Source organism: Adhaeribacter swui, from assembly GCF_014217805.1.
Taxonomy (GTDB): Bacteria; Bacteroidota; Bacteroidia; order Cytophagales; family Hymenobacteraceae; genus Adhaeribacter; species Adhaeribacter swui.
Genome location: NZ_CP055156.1, coordinates 2,595,126 through 2,611,777 on the forward strand (window position 1 = coordinate 2,595,126; position 16,652 = coordinate 2,611,777).

Annotated in this window: 15 protein-coding genes; 11 read left to right on the forward strand and 4 right to left on the reverse strand. The window is 44.1% G+C overall.

Translation table 11 applies throughout. The features are described from left to right. Nucleotides 1–170 precede the first annotated feature (170 nt). Nucleotides 171–971, reverse strand: a complete 801-nt coding sequence (gene mazG, locus HUW51_RS11265; protein ID WP_185274501.1) for a nucleoside triphosphate pyrophosphohydrolase — start codon at nt 969–971, stop codon at nt 171–173. Nucleotides 972–1,268: 297 nt separating this feature from the next. Here mazG and glmM point away from each other — a divergent pair, with 297 nt between their 5' ends. From glmM to HUW51_RS11285, 4 genes are all read left to right on the forward strand, one after another. Next, nucleotides 1,269–2,660, forward strand: a complete 1,392-nt coding sequence (gene glmM / locus HUW51_RS11270) for a phosphoglucosamine mutase (RefSeq protein ID WP_185274130.1) — start codon at nt 1,269–1,271, stop codon at nt 2,658–2,660. A gap of 153 nt (nt 2,661–2,813) precedes the next feature. Then, on the forward strand, nt 2,814–3,956 hold the full coding sequence (locus HUW51_RS11275) for a cysteine desulfurase family protein (protein ID WP_185274131.1): 1,143 nt from the start codon (nt 2,814–2,816) through the stop codon (nt 3,954–3,956). 153 nt (nt 3,957–4,109) lie between these two features. Continuing rightward, nucleotides 4,110–5,066: an L-threonylcarbamoyladenylate synthase gene (locus HUW51_RS11280; protein WP_185274132.1), complete on the forward strand. Its 957-nt coding sequence runs from the start codon at nt 4,110–4,112 to the stop codon at nt 5,064–5,066. Nucleotides 5,067–5,087: 21 nt separating this feature from the next. Continuing rightward, nucleotides 5,088–5,669: an LOG family protein gene (locus tag HUW51_RS11285; RefSeq protein ID WP_185274133.1), complete on the forward strand. Its 582-nt coding sequence runs from the start codon at nt 5,088–5,090 to the stop codon at nt 5,667–5,669. A gap of 54 nt (nt 5,670–5,723) precedes the next feature. Here the strand turns inward: HUW51_RS11285 and hemH are convergent, their stop codons facing one another. Next, complete coding sequence (gene hemH, locus HUW51_RS11290; RefSeq protein WP_185274134.1) at nt 5,724–6,752, reverse strand: ferrochelatase; 1,029 nt, start codon at nt 6,750–6,752, stop codon at nt 5,724–5,726. Nucleotides 6,753–7,119: 367 nt separating this feature from the next. Between hemH and era the strand changes: the two genes are divergently transcribed. Together era and der are read left to right on the forward strand one after the other, a co-directional pair. Then, nucleotides 7,120–8,010 carry a GTPase Era gene (gene era / locus HUW51_RS11295; protein ID WP_185274135.1) on the forward strand — a complete coding sequence of 297 codons (891 nt, stop codon included), beginning with the start codon at nt 7,120–7,122 and terminating at the stop codon, nt 8,008–8,010. 174 nt (nt 8,011–8,184) lie between these two features. Beyond that, entirely contained in the window at nt 8,185–9,495 is a 1,311-nt protein-coding gene (gene der / locus HUW51_RS11300) for a ribosome biogenesis GTPase Der (protein ID WP_185274136.1), read from the forward strand. A gap of 782 nt (nt 9,496–10,277) precedes the next feature. On the opposite strand, the gene HUW51_RS11305 is transcribed toward der, so the two are convergent. Continuing rightward, complete coding sequence (locus HUW51_RS11305) at nt 10,278–10,811, reverse strand: 5' nucleotidase, NT5C type (RefSeq protein WP_185274137.1); 534 nt, start codon at nt 10,809–10,811, stop codon at nt 10,278–10,280. Between the two features lie 299 nt (nt 10,812–11,110). Here HUW51_RS11305 and HUW51_RS11310 point away from each other — a divergent pair, with 299 nt between their 5' ends. The 4 genes from HUW51_RS11310 to HUW51_RS11325 all read left to right on the forward strand — a co-directional run bounded on the left by HUW51_RS11310 (nt 11,111) and on the right by HUW51_RS11325 (nt 14,657). After that, nucleotides 11,111–11,851 carry a nucleotidyltransferase gene (locus HUW51_RS11310; RefSeq protein WP_185274138.1) on the forward strand — a complete coding sequence of 247 codons (741 nt, stop codon included), beginning with the start codon at nt 11,111–11,113 and terminating at the stop codon, nt 11,849–11,851. A 2-nt stretch (nt 11,852–11,853) separates the two neighbouring features. Continuing rightward, nucleotides 11,854–12,642: a metallophosphoesterase family protein gene (locus tag HUW51_RS11315; RefSeq protein ID WP_185274139.1), complete on the forward strand. Its 789-nt coding sequence runs from the start codon at nt 11,854–11,856 to the stop codon at nt 12,640–12,642. 187 nt (nt 12,643–12,829) lie between these two features. Continuing rightward, nucleotides 12,830–14,014 (forward strand): XdhC family protein, encoded by a 1,185-nt coding sequence (locus tag HUW51_RS11320; protein WP_185274140.1) that lies wholly within the window; start codon nt 12,830–12,832, stop codon nt 14,012–14,014. 13 nt (nt 14,015–14,027) lie between these two features. Continuing rightward, nucleotides 14,028–14,657, forward strand: a complete 630-nt coding sequence (locus HUW51_RS11325; protein ID WP_185274141.1) for a nucleotidyltransferase family protein — start codon at nt 14,028–14,030, stop codon at nt 14,655–14,657. Nucleotides 14,658–15,347: 690 nt separating this feature from the next. Here HUW51_RS11325 and HUW51_RS11330 read toward each other — a convergent pair. Further along, nucleotides 15,348–15,650 carry a DUF3817 domain-containing protein gene (locus HUW51_RS11330; protein WP_185274142.1) on the reverse strand — a complete coding sequence of 101 codons (303 nt, stop codon included), beginning with the start codon at nt 15,648–15,650 and terminating at the stop codon, nt 15,348–15,350. 96 nt (nt 15,651–15,746) lie between these two features. Here HUW51_RS11330 and HUW51_RS11335 point away from each other — a divergent pair, with 96 nt between their 5' ends. After that, nucleotides 15,747–16,628, forward strand: a complete 882-nt coding sequence (locus HUW51_RS11335) for a glycoside hydrolase family 16 protein (RefSeq protein ID WP_185274143.1) — start codon at nt 15,747–15,749, stop codon at nt 16,626–16,628. The last annotated feature ends 24 nt before the right edge of the window (nt 16,629–16,652 follow it).

The following is a 16,652-nucleotide window of genomic DNA, read 5'->3' on the forward strand; positions in this document are numbered from 1 at the left end:
TTTTTTTTTTTAACTAGGTTAACGGCAAGTGTATATGTGTATCATATTCTTGCTATATATCTAAAGTTGACCTAATGTAGTGATAAAAGCCCGTTTAATTCTAGTTTAGAACAAAAAAAATTAAAAAAATGTAAATTTTTGATTGCCGTGGCTCCGGAATGCGATAGAAACTAGATGTCTTTTTTAGCTTGCTCCCAGTATACATCCATCTCAGCCAGTGACATTTGAGCTAGTGATTTTCCGGCCTTGCCGGCTTCTTTTTCGAGGTATTTAAAACGTTTAATAAATTTTAAATTTGTTTTCTCCAGCGCTTCTTCGGGGTTTACATCTATAAAACGCGCAAAGTTGATGAGCGAAAACAGTAAATCGCCAAATTCTGCCGTGGCTTTTTCCTGATTTATTTCCTGATTGTCTGTTAACTGGTATTCTGCTTTAAATTCTCCTAACTCTTCTTCTACTTTATCCCAAACTTGGGCTTTGTTTTCCCAGTCAAATCCTGCTCCGCGGGCCTTTTCTTGGATGCGCATGGCTTTTACTAAAGCTGGCAATGAAACAGGAACGCCCCCTAGCACCGATTTATTGCCTTCTTTAATCTTTAGCTGTTCCCAATTTTTTTTCACGTCTTCTTCGGTATTGGCCTCGGTGTTGCCATAAATGTGCGGGTGCCGGAAAATTAACTTATCGCATAAGGTATTTAAAACATCGGCTAAATCAAAGGTGTTGGTTTCGGAAGCAATTTTGGCGTAAAACACCAGATGCAGCATTAAATCGCCAATTTCTTTTTTTACTTCATTTAAATCGTTGCGCAAAATAGCATCCGATAGTTCGTAGGTTTCTTCAATAGTTAAGTGGCGCAGGCTGGCTATGGTTTGTTTCCGGTCCCAGGGGCATTTTTCCCGCAGTTCATCCATTATATCTAAGAGACGGTTAAAAGCCTGTAACTGATTTTGCCGGTTTTCTTCTTTATTCATCATTTAGGTTTCTACAAGTATTAGAGTTAAGTTACTCTTATAAAACAACTACCAAGAGTTTTATAGAATTTTTTATACAAAATACAGAATTAATATTCGTATTTCTACCCGAAATAGTTTCTTCAGGGTGACTTATGTTGGTTAATGGTTGGTAATACGTGCAACTGTATTGTATATTGCACCGAAAATGCCATTAAATTTTAAAAATATTAGCATCTGGCAATATTTTGGTTGATTAACTATTTGTTAATAAACAGTACAACCAATATTATTTTAAAAAATCATAACACAATACACGTGGCTTTAATAAAATCTATTTCTGGAATCCGGGGAACCATTGGGGGAAAAGCAGGTGAGGCCTTAACGCCTCTGGACGTAGTAAAGTTTACCGCTGCCTTTGGCGACTGGGTATTACAAACTACGCAGAACAATACCATTGTAGTTGGCCGGGATGCGCGTTTGTCCGGCGATATGGTAAATAAGTTAGTAGCTGCTACCTTACAGGGCATGGGAATTAATGTAATTGACGTAGGTTTATCTACTACGCCCACCGTTGAAATGGCCGTGCCCGCTAAAAAAGCCGGCGGCGGTATTATTTTAACGGCCAGCCATAACCCAAAACAATGGAACGCTTTAAAATTACTGAACGATAAAGGAGAGTTTATTTCGGATAAAGAAGGGCAGCTAGTATTAGAGCTGGCCGAAAAAGAAGCTTTTGAATTTGCCCAGGTTACGAAACTCGGCAAATACATTCAGAGCGATACGGCTTTGCGCAAGCACATAAAAGCCATTGTGGATTTACCTTTGGTAGATGTAGAAGCTATTAAGGCTAAAAATTTCCGGGTAGTAGTGGATGCGGTAAATTCCAGCGGCGGCTTTGCGGTACCAATGTTACTGGAAGCTTTGGGCGTAACACAAATTGAAAAACTGTACTGCGAGCCTGATGGCAATTTTGCGCACAACCCGGAACCACTGCCCGAGAACTTACGAGAAATTTCGAAAGTTTTAGAAAAAGGCAATTTTGATTTAGGCATTGTAGTGGACCCGGACGTAGACCGGCTGGCTTTAGTAAACGAAGATGGCAGCATGTTTGGCGAGGAATACACTTTGGTTGCCGTTGCCGATTACGTATTGCAACATACCAAAGGCAATACAGTTTCAAACCTATCATCGACCCGGGCTTTACGCGATGTAACCGAGAAAGCTGGAGGTGAGTATTTTGCTTCGGCGGTAGGCGAGGTAAACGTAGTTAACCTGATGAAGGAGCAAAACGCCGTAATTGGCGGTGAAGGTAACGGCGGTATTATTTACCCGGAGCTGCACTACGGTCGTGATGCATTGGTAGGTATTGCTTTGTTTTTAAGTCATTTAGCCAAGAGTGGTTTGCGCATGTCGCGTTTACGGGCTGCTTACCCCAACTATTACATTTCAAAAAATAAAATTGAATTAACGCCGGACATTGATGTGGGCGATGTGTTGGTGCAAATGCAGAAACGTTACGCCAAACAACCGGTAAATACCATTGATGGGGTAAAAATCGAGTTTAACAAAGAATGGGTACACCTTCGGCGCTCGAACACCGAACCAATTATCCGGATTTACGCTGAATCTGAAACCAACGCGACTGCTGAACATCTGGCCAACAAAATAATTGCCGATATCAAAGAAATTATTACGGTAAAAGCCTGAAATTAAATCAGCTAAAAAAATAAAAAATTAGCAATGGATGGAAAGTTTAGCTTTTAAACTTTCCATCCATTTTTTTATGTTCTATTTTTGCTCATTGAGTTTTGCGGGAATTAGGGTAATTTCTAATTCATAATTTTTTAATTAATAATTACAATGATAGTCTATCTGGATAATGCTGCCACTACGCCTTTGGATAAAGAAGTTTTTGATGCCATGGCGCCCTATATGTTAGAATATTTTGGCAATCCATCTTCTATTCACGCGCACGGGCGGCAGGTACGAGCGGCCATCGAAAAATCCCGGAAAACCATTGCGACTTTATTAAATGTAGCTCCCGCCGAAATATTTTTTACCTCGGGCGGCACCGAGGCCGATAATATGGCGATTTGTTCTACCATCCAGGCACTGGGTTTAAAACACGCGATTACGTCTAAACTAGAGCATCACGCAGTACTGCATACGCTGGAGGCGCTGGAAAAATCCGGAGAAATTCAGTTGAGTTACGTGGGGCACGACGAACGCGGTAACCTGGATTTAAATCATCTGGAAGAATTATTGGCTACGCACGAGCAAACGTTGGTTTCCATCATGCACGCCAATAACGAAATTGGTAACTTAAACGATATCCAAACCATTAGCGAGATTTGCGCTAAATACAATGCCATTCAGCACTCCGATACGGTGCAGACTATGGGGCATTACCGCCACGATCTGCAAAAACTTAAAGCCCACTTTATTGTGGGTTCCGCGCACAAGTTTCATGGGCCGAAAGGGGTGGGCTTTATTTATACTAATGGCGCCGTAAAAATTCCACCACTTATTCACGGTGGTTCGCAGGAGCGGAATATGCGCGGTGGAACGGAGAACGTGTACGGCATTATTGGTTTAGCTAAAGCTTTAGAAATAGCTTACCGCGACATGGATGCGCACCAGCAGCACATTCAAAATTTAAAAAATCGCATGATTGCCCGTTTAACCGAGCAAATACCAGGCGTGGAATTTAACGGAAATTCGGCCATGGCGGATAAAAGCTTGTATACCGTGTTAAACGTGAGCTTGCCGCCTTCCGAGATTACTGAGATGTTGTTGTTTAATTTGGATATCAATAAAATCTCGGCATCGGGCGGCAGTGCCTGTACCAGTGGTGCTAATGCTGGTTCGCACGTGTTAAATGCCTTAAACTGCGATCCCGATCGGGGTGCCATCCGGTTTTCGTTTAGTAAATACAATACCGCAGACGAAATAGATTACGTAGCCGAAAAGCTGGCTGGGTTATACGCCAAAGTACCGGCCTAAAAATTGAATTTTTTAAAATTTTACCACAAGAGCTGCTAACCTATTAGCAGCTCTTGTGGTTTATACGGATGGATGATATATGTTACTAAAGTTGCTTTGGTGATTCAAAAACAAAAGAATTACTTTACCTTTGCGGCTGAATTTTAAAAGATTATGGCAATAATAGGAACGGATGTAGGGCAAGCAGCCACTCTATTGCGTACCGGTAAATTAGTAGCAATCCCCACCGAAACCGTTTATGGTTTGGCCGCCAACGCTTTTCAGGAACCAGCGGTAATTTCCATTTTTGAAGCGAAACAACGGCCGGCTTTTGATCCGTTAATTGTGCATACGCACAGTATTAACCAGTTCGAGCAAATTGCGGTAAACATTCCGGACCTGGCTTATAAATTGGCCGAAGCTTTTATGCCGGGACCGATGACCTTAATTTTACCCCGGAATCCGCGGGTTCCGTTACTGGTAACTTCGGGCAATGAATCGGTGGGTGTGCGTATTCCAGATCATCCGCTTACGTTAAATTTGTTGCAACAACTCGATTTTCCTTTGGCGGCTCCCAGCGCCAACCCGTTTGGTTACGTAAGCCCTACTACAGCCCAGCACGTAGATCAACAACTCGGCGAGCGTATTCCGTACATTCTGGATGGCGGCCCTTGCCAGGTAGGCATTGAGTCTACCATTATTCAGGTAATTAACGAAGAGGTGGAAATATTGCGGTTGGGTGGTTTAGCCTTGGATCAAATAGAGACGGTTATCAACAAACCCATCAATTATATTAGAACCAGCAGTTCTAACCCCAAAGCCCCGGGTATGCTGAGCAGCCATTACGCACCACGCAAAAAAGTTGTATTGGGTAACATCAGCGAAAATTTAAAAAAATACGATCCGCAAAGCGTAGGCATCTTGTCTTTTCAAAATAACTACGAATTGGTGCCGCCTACGCAGCAGTTTGTTTTATCGCCCACCGGAGATACCAGTGAAGCTGCGCGTCAGTTGTTTTTGGCGTTGCGGTACTTAGATGCGCTGCCCATTGAGGTAATATTAGCGGAAGCCGTACCGGAAACCGGATTGGGTAAAGCCATTAATGATCGCCTGACCCGGGCGTCTTTTTAAAAAATTTAAAAATTTTAAAAAATGAAAAGTGTAGCTGTTTTTTGCGGCGCCAATTTTGGCAATAATCCCATTTATACTTCCAAGGCGCAAGAATTAGGGAAATTATTAGCCGAACAAAACATGCAACTGGTTTTTGGCGGGGGTAGAGTGGGGTTGATGGGTGCTATCGCCGATAGTGTACTGCAACACGGCGGAAAAGCGGTTGGAGTGATTCCGCAGAGTTTAGTAGATCGTGAAGTAGCGCATGCTACCCTCACGGAATTGCACGTGGTTCAAACCATGCACGAGCGCAAAGCTTTAATGGCCAGTTTAGCGGATGCATTTATTGCCATGCCCGGCGGCTTTGGCACCCTAGACGAAGTTTGCGAAATTATTACCTGGAACCAGTTAAGCATCATAACCAAACCCGTAGCCTTTTACAATGTAAATAATTATTTCGAAAGGTTTTTACAGTTCATTGATGAAGGAGTAGCCGAAGGGTTTATCCGGGAAGAACACCGTACGAACCTGGTTATAGAAGAGGAGCCGGAAAAGTTACTGCAAAAGCTACAAGGGTATACCCCAGTAAGTGTTAGTAAATGGATAGATTTGAATAAAATTTAAAAAAGAAGACAGCTTTACGGGCTGTCTTCTTTTTAATATCTATTTTTTAATTTTTTAATTACGTAAAACCATCTGCTTCACGGCTTCTACCCACAATGGGCTGGAGTTTAAACTTTCTACTAATTGCCAGTGTTCGCCGCCGGCTTTTTCAAACATTTCCTTAAACTCGCTGCCAACCTCAATGGTAGTTTCGAGGCAATCAGCTACGAAAGCTGGACTAAACGCCAGTACCCGTTTTTTACCCTGGGCCGGTAAGTCTTGCAGTAGCATATCGGTATAGGGTTTCAGCCATGGGTCTTTGCCCAGCCGCGATTGAAACGTAACGCTGTATTGGTCTTCGGTTAAGTTTAATTCTTTGGCCAGCAACCGCGAGGTTGAAAAACACTGCGCCCGGTAGCAGTAACGGTTCATTTTATGGTAAGTATCGCAGCAGGAACCTAGTTTACAATAATTGTTTACGCTGCCTTTTAAAACGTGTCGTTCCGGAATACCGTGGTAACTAAATACGACGTGGTCGTATGGTTCTTTCTCTAAATATTTGCGGCCCAAAACGGCAAAAGCCTGGATAAACAAAGGATCGTCGCAGAACGAACTGATAAAAGTAATATCCGGTACAATCCACCAATCCTTTACAATTTCCATTACTTTATCCTGCACCGATCCGGTAGAGGCCGAAGCATACTGCGGAAACAAAGGCAATACAATAATCCGGTCTACAAATTTATTACGCAGTTCTTCCAAAGCACCCTGAATGCTGGGGCTTTGGTAACGCATGCCCAAAGCCACATGGTATTTAGAACCCAGTTGTTCCTGCAGCTTATTTTTTAAATCTACGCTGTGGTACAACAAGGGTGAGCCGCGTTCTTCCCAAAGTTCTTTATATACTTTCGCCGATTTCGGGGCCCGAAAAGGCGCGATAATGCCATTAATTAAAACAAATCGTTGCGGAGCCGGAATATCAATTACCCGCTTATCCATTAAAAATTCCCGCAAGTACTTCCGCACATCACCGGTTTCGGGTGTATCGGGCGTACCTAAATTTACTAATAAAACCCCGGTTTTCCGGTTATTGGTGTCACTCATCTTTAAAGTTACAGGTTACAGGTTGCAAGTTACAGGTTTTAATTTGTCGGTTAAAAAATTGAAAGGTTAGAAAGTTGAAAAGTTAACATAACGCAATGGTGCTTTGTTCTAAAATTTGTTGGGCAACGGGCTTATATAAAGAGTTATAACGAAAAATCAAGAAAAAGCCGTAAATTTGCGCCCTCGTTGCCAAAGTTGATCGGGATAAACGAAAATTTTTAAAAAATTAAACAATAGCCAATTACCGGAAGTAAAACATAGTAGTAAAAAATGCTATTCACTTTTTCCGGAGATTGAAACTGTTAACCTTCTAACCTTTCAACTTTCCAACTTTCCAACTTTTTAACCTTCAAACCTGCAACCAAAAATGAGCGAAAAACCACATAAAGCCGGCTTTGTCAGTATTATTGGCAAACCTAACGTAGGCAAATCTACGCTCATGAACGTAATGGTTGGCGAGCGGTTATCTATTATTACTTCTAAAGCGCAAACCACGCGTCACCGGATAATGGGCATTCTCAACGGCGACGATTTCCAGATCGTGTACTCCGATACGCCCGGCATTATTCAACCCAAGTACGAGTTGCACCAATCTATGATGCGGTTTGTGAGTGCTTCTCTGGAAGATGCCGACGTTATTTTATTTATGACGGACATTTACGAAAAGCACGACGAAGAAGAAATTATCAAGCGTTTACAAAATGTAGATGCTAAAATTCTATTGCTGATTAATAAGATAGACCAGTCTACGGAGCCGGAAGTGGAAGAAAAAGTAGCTTACTGGCAAGATAAAATTAAAGCCGATCGGATCTTACCAATATCGGCACTGGAAAAGTTTAATACCGACCAGGTTTTTAATTTTATTCTGGAATATTTACCGGTGCATCCGCCGTATTACGACAAAGATGAACTAACCGACAAGCCGGAACGTTTCTTTGCGGCTGAGATCATCCGCGAGAAGATTTTTTTAAATTATAAAAAAGAGATTCCGTACAGTTGCGAAGTGGTAATAGAGGCGTTTAAAGAAGACGATACTATTATCCGGATGCGGGCTGAAATTATGGTGGAACGCAAAAGCCAAAAAGGCATTGTGATTGGCCACGAAGGTAAAATGCTGAAAAAAGTAGGCACCCAGGCCCGGCAGGAAATGGAACAATTTTTTGCCAAACAAGTGCATTTAGAGTTGTACGTGCGCGTGCAGGAAGATTGGCGCTCGAACCCCAAAGCGCTTAATAAATTTGGGTATAACGATTTATAGTTGATAGACGATAGCCGATGGTCCATAGACCACAGTCCATAGTCCACGGAAATTTTTACATTTTTCTATGGTCTGTGGACCATCGACTATGGTCCATCGACTAATATTTTTTTCTAAATCGGTTTCGGTTACCCGTCCGCTCCGGCTCGGGCTGAAACCACAAAACAAAGACTGATGTCAAATATTGTTGCAATTGTGGGACGCCCCAACGTGGGCAAATCCACCCTTTTTAACCGCCTGGTAGGCGAGCGTAAAGCCATTATGGATAACCAAAGCGGCGTTACCCGCGACCGTCATTACGGCTACGGCGAATGGATCGGTAAAAACTTTACCGTGATTGATACCGGCGGTTACGTGCACGGCTCCGCCGATATATTCGAAGGCGAAATCCGGAAGCAAGTAGAACTGGCTATTAAAGAAGCTACCGTTATTTTGTTTATGGTGGATGTAGAAGAAGGCGTGCACAGCCTCGACGAAGAATTTGCCAACGTGCTGCGCCGCTCCGATAAGCCCATTTACATTGTGGCCAATAAAGCCGATACCAACTTAAAAGCGCAGTTTATCGGTGATTTTTATGCTTTAGGTTTAGGCGAAGAAATATTTCCGGTATCATCGGCGAGTGGTTCCGGCACTGGCGATTTGCTCGACGAAGTAGTAAAACATTTTCAAACGGAAGATGCTGAGAATCCTGATGAAGGTATTCCCCGGTTAGCGGTGGTAGGCCGGCCTAACGTAGGTAAATCGTCGTTCGTAAACTTGCTGCTCGGCGAAGAGCGCAACATTGTTACCGATATTGCCGGCACTACCCGCGATTCCATTAACTCGCGCTACAATTCCTTCGGAATGGAGTTTATTATCACCGATACTGCCGGGTTGCGCCGTAAAACTAAAGTGCACGAAGATGTTGAGTTTTACTCGGTGCTGCGGTCCATTAAAGCCATCGAAGAATCGGATGTGTGCATTGTAATTCTGGATGCTACCCGCGGCCTGGAAGCTCAGGACATGAACATTATTAGCCTCGCCGATAAAAACCGCAAAGGCATTGTAATACTGGTAAACAAATGGGACTTGGTAGAAAAAGAGACCAACACCATGAAAGAATACGAAGAACAGCTCCGCGAAAAACTGGCGCCGCTCACGTACATGCCCATCATTTTTACTTCGGTAATAACCAAACAACGGGTACACAAAGCCATTGAAACGGCTTACCAGGTGTATAAAAACAAAACACAGAAAATATCTACTTCCAAGCTCAACGACGTGATGCTAAAAGAAATTGAAGCCTATCCGCCGCCGGCCATTAAAGGTAAATTCGTGAAAATTAAATACGTGACGCAATTACCTACCCATAACCCCACGTTTGCGTTTTTCTGTAATTTGCCGCAGTACATCAAAGAAAGCTATACCCGTTTCCTGGAAAATAAACTCCGCAAGAATTTTGGTTTTGAAGGGGTACCGATTAATCTGGTGTTCCGGAAAAAGTAAAAATTTTAAAATACTGGAATTGCAGCGGAGTTAGCCGCGTTTTAAATAAAGTTTGTTGATTCTGGAGGCTAAAGAGCAGTTACAATTGAGATTAGTTGTAACTGCTCTTTTTTATGTTTTAAATTTTGTTAATAGCATTTAATAGATCTCTTAAACCTGCTAACGAAAAAAACTAATTGCTTTAATGGTAGTTCTTTGGAGCCGGGGACCGGCTCCATTTACTGGTGCTATCTAATTTGATGAGTAACCCGTTTGCCTCATGGCCGGCAGGCCCCGTTTGGCTCTTCCGGGCTGGTCTAAGCTTGTTTTGTTCGTGCCTCACAATGCCTCGTGCCTCGGCACCACAACCTTAGAAGGCCCTTCACAGCCAAACTGATGTCGTTTACTTGTAGCTCCTACTACGGCTTTTCTGATTTATTTAGTTTGAGAATATAAATAGATTGTAAAAAATATCATGTAGTAGGCTACAAGTATTGTAGCCTACTACATGATACTATACTTCCTAATTCTGTGTTCTCTTTCCGATTAAACCGGAGCCAAGCGCAACTGATACCAGTTTGGCTCTAGAGGACCTTTTAGCGTTCCGGTGCCGACGCAGGAGGCATGGCGCAGTGTAACGAGCCAAGGTTCGCTAAACAGTCCGAAAGAGCCAAACGAGGCCCGCCGGCCACGAGGCAAACTCAGCCTGTTCAAATAAGATGGAACCTGTGAATGGAGACTTAAAAAGGCTCCAAAGAACAACCTTATGTATCTGATAAAATTGTTTTTTATTTCCTAAAAGCTTATTTTATAAAATAATCCACTACTTCCTGCCAATTATTCAACCGAGTATACCCTTCCACGTGCGCATTATGCGGCGCGGTAAAAAGCAAACCGGTGCCGCTAAACGTTTTTAAATTTCGTTCCAGGTCATCGATTAAGTAATCCGCGTGAATAATGCTTTTGTCGCCGCAAAAAACAATGTTTTTCCAGGTGATAAAGGGCAGGTGCTGTTTAATCCAGTTGTATTTGGGCGTAAACGAGTGTTCAAATTCCTGAGCGGCGGTGGTAATAAAAACTTCGTGGTGTTGGTGCAATTGCTCTACGGCTTGCAGGGCACCGTCAATCGCGGCTAAATCTTTAAAAAAATCCGGCCGGTGCGGCCACGATTTTACCGTAGCCAAACGCTCTGACGGCACTACTTTTTCTAAATTATTACCGGGCTGCCGGATAGCCGAAAGATCCTCGTTAAATTCCTGTTGATATATTTCAATAAATCGACCAATGGAATCGGTCATGACTTCGTCCATATCAATGGCAATGCGTTTTTTATTCATAGGGCAAAAAGCAGGATAAGTAAGGTGTACTTAGTGTAATGTGGTAAAGGTATTTAAACTTAGCAAAAGCGAATAAGTTAAATTTTTAAACTTAATAAGGTAAAATTTTCCTGCCGACCAAAGATAAATACAAAAAAGATGGTTTCGGAAGCCTATCCGGATAACAAATCTTTCGGAAATAAGTAAACGTACTACTTTGCCACAGTATACCGCAAAAAAGCTGTTTTAACGAGCTGGCAAAGAATTGCAAAAAGCCCGTTTAAGGCAAATCTGTTTACGTTTAAGCGAACACAACTTACATGATACAAGAAGACGAATTACAGACGGCGGCGCACAATTTTTTCGCCGATGCGTTACGCTTACTCTCCGAAAGTGAGATTCCATTTTTAGTGGGCGGGGGCTTGGCCTTACGCCAATACACCGGTATTATCCGCGATTTAAAAGACCTGGATTTGTTTTGTAAAGCCGGCGATTATCCCAAAATTTTAAAATTTTTCTCGGATCAGGGCTTTGCCACTGAACTAACCGATGTGCGCTGGCTGGCCAAAGTTTTTAAAAATAATTATTACATCGATATTATTTTTAATACGGTTAACAACATTTGCACTGTAGATGAGTCGTGGTTTGAGAACGCGGTAGTGGGCGAAGCGTACGGCGTACCCGTTAAATTTATTCCGGCCGAAGAACTGTTATGGTGTAAAGTTTACGTGCAAAACCGCGAACGTTACGATGGCGCCGATGTAAACCACATTATCGTAAAATACGGTCACCGACTGGACTGGAACCGCATTTGGACCCGTTTGGAGCAACACTGGCATTTACTGCTGGCGCAGGTGTTACTTTTTCAGTTTGTGTACCCCACCGAACGCGATTTAATTCCGCGTTGGCTGTTCGATACCTTAATAGATAGAGCTAAGGTGCAGTACGATATGCCCTTGCCCGTCGAAAAAGTTTGCCTGGGGCCCATCATCGACCAGACCCAATACCGAACCGATATTGTGGATGCCGAGTATAAGGTAGTTACCATCAAAACTGTTTAACCATGGAAGATAACAAACAGCGCAGCGCCGTCCGGATTGCCGCCGTGGGCGATATTCACGTGAAAGAAACGGACCAGGGAAAGTGGGTAGAGTATTTTCGAACGATTTCGGCCCAAGCCGATATTTTACTGATTTGCGGCGACCTGACAGATACCGGCCACCTGGCCGAAGCCGAAGTATTGGCTCAGGAATTAAAAGCTTGCACCATTCCCATTGTAGCCGTACTGGGCAACCACGATTACGAGCGCGACCAGCAGAAAACCATAAAAAAAATGCTGGAAAACGATAACGTACATATTCTGGACGGGCAATCGATAGTATTACAAGGCATTGGCTTTGCCGGGGTAAAAGGCTTTGGCGGTGGTTTCGATAAGTACATGCTATCGATGTTTGGCGAACCCATGATCAAAAGCTTTGTGCAGGAAGCCGTGGATGATGCCTTGCGCCTGGATCGGGCCTTAGCCCACCTGGACGTAGATTATACCGATGATTTACCAAAAATTGTGGTGCTGCATTTTTCACCCATCAAAGAAACCGTAGTGGGCGAACCCCCCGAAATTTTTCCATTCTTGGGCTGCTCGCGCCTGGTAGAACCTATTAACCGACGCCGGGTTTTGGCAGCATTTCACGGGCACGCCCACGTAGGTACCCTGGAAGGCCAAACCTCGGCGGGGGTACCGGTATTTAATGTAGCCAAACCCATTTTACAGCGCGAAGGCTACGAAGTGCCTTTTTACCTCTATGAAGTACAACCAAAAGCGGTAACGGAAGCCCAGGAAGTGGAAGGATAAGAAATTTTTTAAATTTTAACAAAACAGCAAAGGCAAGTTACTTCACTTGCCTTTGCTGTTTTACCAGGAACTAAATTACCGCGTACGTACTCAAAACAATCAACTAAATGCGGTTGTTTTTCTCTTGTTTAAATATTGGTGCTTGCCTTATACCGGGGTATTCGCTTATATTTAAGTATAATTTACCATGAAAGAAATACAAGATATAGTACGGGCTTATGGGGTAGCCTGTCAGCAAAACAAGCGTACTGCCCTGGCTACGGTGGTGCAGGTAGAAGGATCGGCGTACCGGCGGCCCGGTGCCCGCATGTTGGTAACCGAAGACGGCGAATTAACGGGCGCTATTAGTGGCGGCTGCCTGGAAGGCGATGCCCTTCGCAAAGCCCGGTTGGTTATGGCCCAGCAAAAAGCCATGTTAGTTACCTACGATACCACCGACGACGATGATTCTAAGCTGGGTGTGGGTTTGGGTTGCAACGGGGTTATTCAGATTTTAATTGAGCCCATCGTGGCCGAAAACCCGGCTAATCCGATTGCTTTGCTCAGCGCAGTTTTAAGTCAGCGCCAACAAGCCGTGGTAGTTACTTTGTTTTCGCTGCAAAACCGCAAGGGCGTGCAGCCCGGCACGTGCTTGCTGCTCCCCGAAAAAGCCGAAGCACAAGGTAATGTGCAACCGGCCGCATTACAAGAGTTATTGGCCCAGGAGGCCGTACAGGTTTTAAAAAATCAAAAATCGGTTATCCGCAATTACCAACTGGAAGATAAGGTTATCAGCGCTTTTGTGGAGTATTTGCACCCGCCGGTTTCGGTAGTGGTTCTGGGCGCCGGCAACGATATTCAGCCACTAGTGCAAATGGCTAGTATTCTGGGTTGGTTAGTTACCGTAATCGATGGCCGCACCAATTACGCGGTAAAATCCCGTTTCCCGTTGGCTAACCAAGTTATTTTGGCTAAACCGCCGCAGGTTCTGGATTTAATTTCGGTAGATGGGCAAACCGTTTTCCTGCTCATGACGCATAATTACAATTACGACATCGCCATGCTGCGCCAGTTAATTCCGCTCGCAGTGCCGTACGTGGGCGTGTTGGGTCCGAAAAAGAAATTAAACCAAATGCTATCGGAGTTACAAGAAGAAGGCCTGGCATTTACCCCCGACCAGATGCAGAAAGTGTACGGACCTTTAGGTCTAGATATCGGTGCCGAAACCCCCGAAGAAATTGCTTTATCGGTAATCTCTGAAATTAAGGCCGTATTAACGAATAAACCCGGAACCTCGCTGCGCCACAAACCCGAAGCCATTCACGACCGCACGACCATTGATACGCCGGTGCGGGTTACCACGCCGCAACCCGTTTCGGATGCCGTAGCGTAAATTTTTAAATTTTATGGAAAAAACCGGCTTGGTATTATTAGCAGCGGGTGCGTCGGTGCGTTTGGGTAGCCCTAAACAAAACTTAGCATTTCAAGGGCAAACCTTACTGCAGCACGCTGTACAGGCCGCCCGCCAATCCGGTTGTTCCCCGGTTGTGGTGGTACTGGGCGCGAACGCCGAGGCATTACTCCCGCAGTTAAACTTTCCGGAAATTAAAATTTTTAAAAATCCGGATTGGGAAGAAGGAATGGGAGCCTCCGTGCGTAACGGAGTACAGAACTTACTGCAATCCGCGCCCGATCTGGAAAGTATATTGCTCATGACCTGCGACCAACCTTTTGTTTCGGGTAAATTATTGCAGCAATTAATCGCGGAAAAACAGAAAAATTTAAAAAAAATAATTGCTTGCGCTTACCAGGATACCCTTGGCACGCCCGTGCTGTTCGATAAGCAATTCTTCCCGGACTTACTGAATCTGCAAGGCGCACATGGCGCGAAAAAGTTACTTTTTAAATATCCCGAGCAAGTGGGTAGCATTCCGTTTGAGTTAGGCGGTTTTGATATCGATACTCCCACGGATTACCAAACGCTGCAGCATTATGTAGCTAAACTGGCGGATGATTCTACTAAGAACCAGGAGTAGTTAAACCAGAACAACTTCCGGTAGTTTTATAGAGTACCTGAAAATAGTAGTATTCTGTGTAGGAGCTATTCTTTGGAGTCTTTGCAAGCCTCCATGCCATGGTTCCATCGCGTTTGAACGGGCTGAGTTTGCCTCCTGGCCGGCGGGCCCCGTTTGGCTCTTCCGGGCTGGTCTAAGCTTGTTTTGTTCGTGCCTCACAATGCCCTCGTACCTCGGCACCACAACCTTAGAAGGCCCTTCACAGCCAAACTGATGTCAGCTTTTCTTAGCCGCGGCTTTTCTGACTCGTATAGTTTAGATGGGGAAATGTAGAAATTATATTTACTATCTTCATTAAATACTAGAAGCAACGAGAATGAGCTTTCTAGTTCTGTTTTCTTCGCAATAAATGTTAATGAAAGTTAGCTAAAACAATTGAGTAGCACTACTCCAAAAGTGGTAGTAGCAATAGCTAAGCGTAACTGGCATCAGTTTGGCTGTGGAGCACCTGCTAGGGTTCCGGTTTTGCGCAGCAAAATTCCGCAGACGCAGTCGAGGAAAGAGAGTCTAGCAAGTGCGGCAGAGCCAAACGGGGCTCGCCGGCCAGGAGGCAAAACTTGAAATATCAAACGCGATGGAACCATGGCATGGAGACTTGAAAAGGCTCCAAAGAACAACTCCTGCAAAGGAAACTAACATTTACTATTCGGTTTAACTACCCGCCAGCTTTTCTTCGCGTTTCAGGCTTTTGTCAAAAATAAATGTGCCGAATGGTACCAGCGAAGCCAGGAAAGCCAACAAAGCCCGCCCGAAACTCCAGCGCCGGTTAACCCACACGTGCAGCAAAGCCAGCCCAAATAACACAAAAAGCACGCCGTGCGCCCAACCTACAACTTTTACCATTTCCGGAATACCCGCTAAATATTTTAAAGGCATGGCAATGCCCAACAAAATTAAATACGAAATGCCTTCTATAATACCTATTATTCGAAACCGCTTCAGTGGTGTTTGCATATTTTAAAAAATTATTACCGTTACAAAGGTAGGCACGGTTAACCAAAAGAAAAATTCCGCCAAAAGTCTTACTTTTAAAGTTCACGCGCTGTTGTTATGAAACTATCCTGGATTTTTATCTTATCGCTTATTGGCTTATTCGTGCCCGAACAATTGCGGGCACAACAACAACCCTATCTGGTTGCTAAAACGAAAAAATTTAAAAAAACAGATAAATGGCAACTCCTTTGGGCCGATGAATTTAATACGTCCGGTAAGCCTAACCCGAAAAACTGGACTTTCGAGAAAGGTTTTGTCCGGAACCACGAAGCGCAATGGTACCAACCCGAAAATGCCCGCTGCGAAAACGGTTTTTTAATTATCGAAGGCCGGCCCGAACAAAAAGCCAACTCCAACTACCAACCCAACAGCCCGGATTGGCGCCGGAACCGCCAGACAGCCGCTTATACGTCGGCGAGTTTAACCACCCAGGGCTTACACCAATGGCAGTACGGCCGTTGGGAAATGCGCGGTAAAATAAACATCAGCCCCGGCATGTGGCCCGCTTTCTGGACTTTAGGCACAGCGGGAGAGTGGCCAAAAAACGGCGAAATAGACATTATGGAATATTACCGCGATTCGTTGCTGGCCAACGTGGCCTGGGGTACGGCTAAACAATACCAGGCCAAATGGAGCACCACCAAAAAAGCCATTACATCTTTCCGGGATCCTAACTGGGCTAGCAAGTTCCACGTGTGGCGCATGGACTGGGACGAAAAATATATTCGCCTGTACGTGGATGGATTGTTATTAAACCAGGTAGATCTTTCCAAAACCATTAACCAGGACGGTACTAACATAAACCCATTTCACCAACCGCATTATATGTTGCTGAACTTAGCTATTGGCGGAGAAAACGGTGGAGATCCTGCAAAAACTACTTTTCCCACGCGGTTCGAAGTAGACTACGTGCGGGTATACCAGAAGGTAAAACCGTAAAAATTTTAAAAATTATTTAAATGG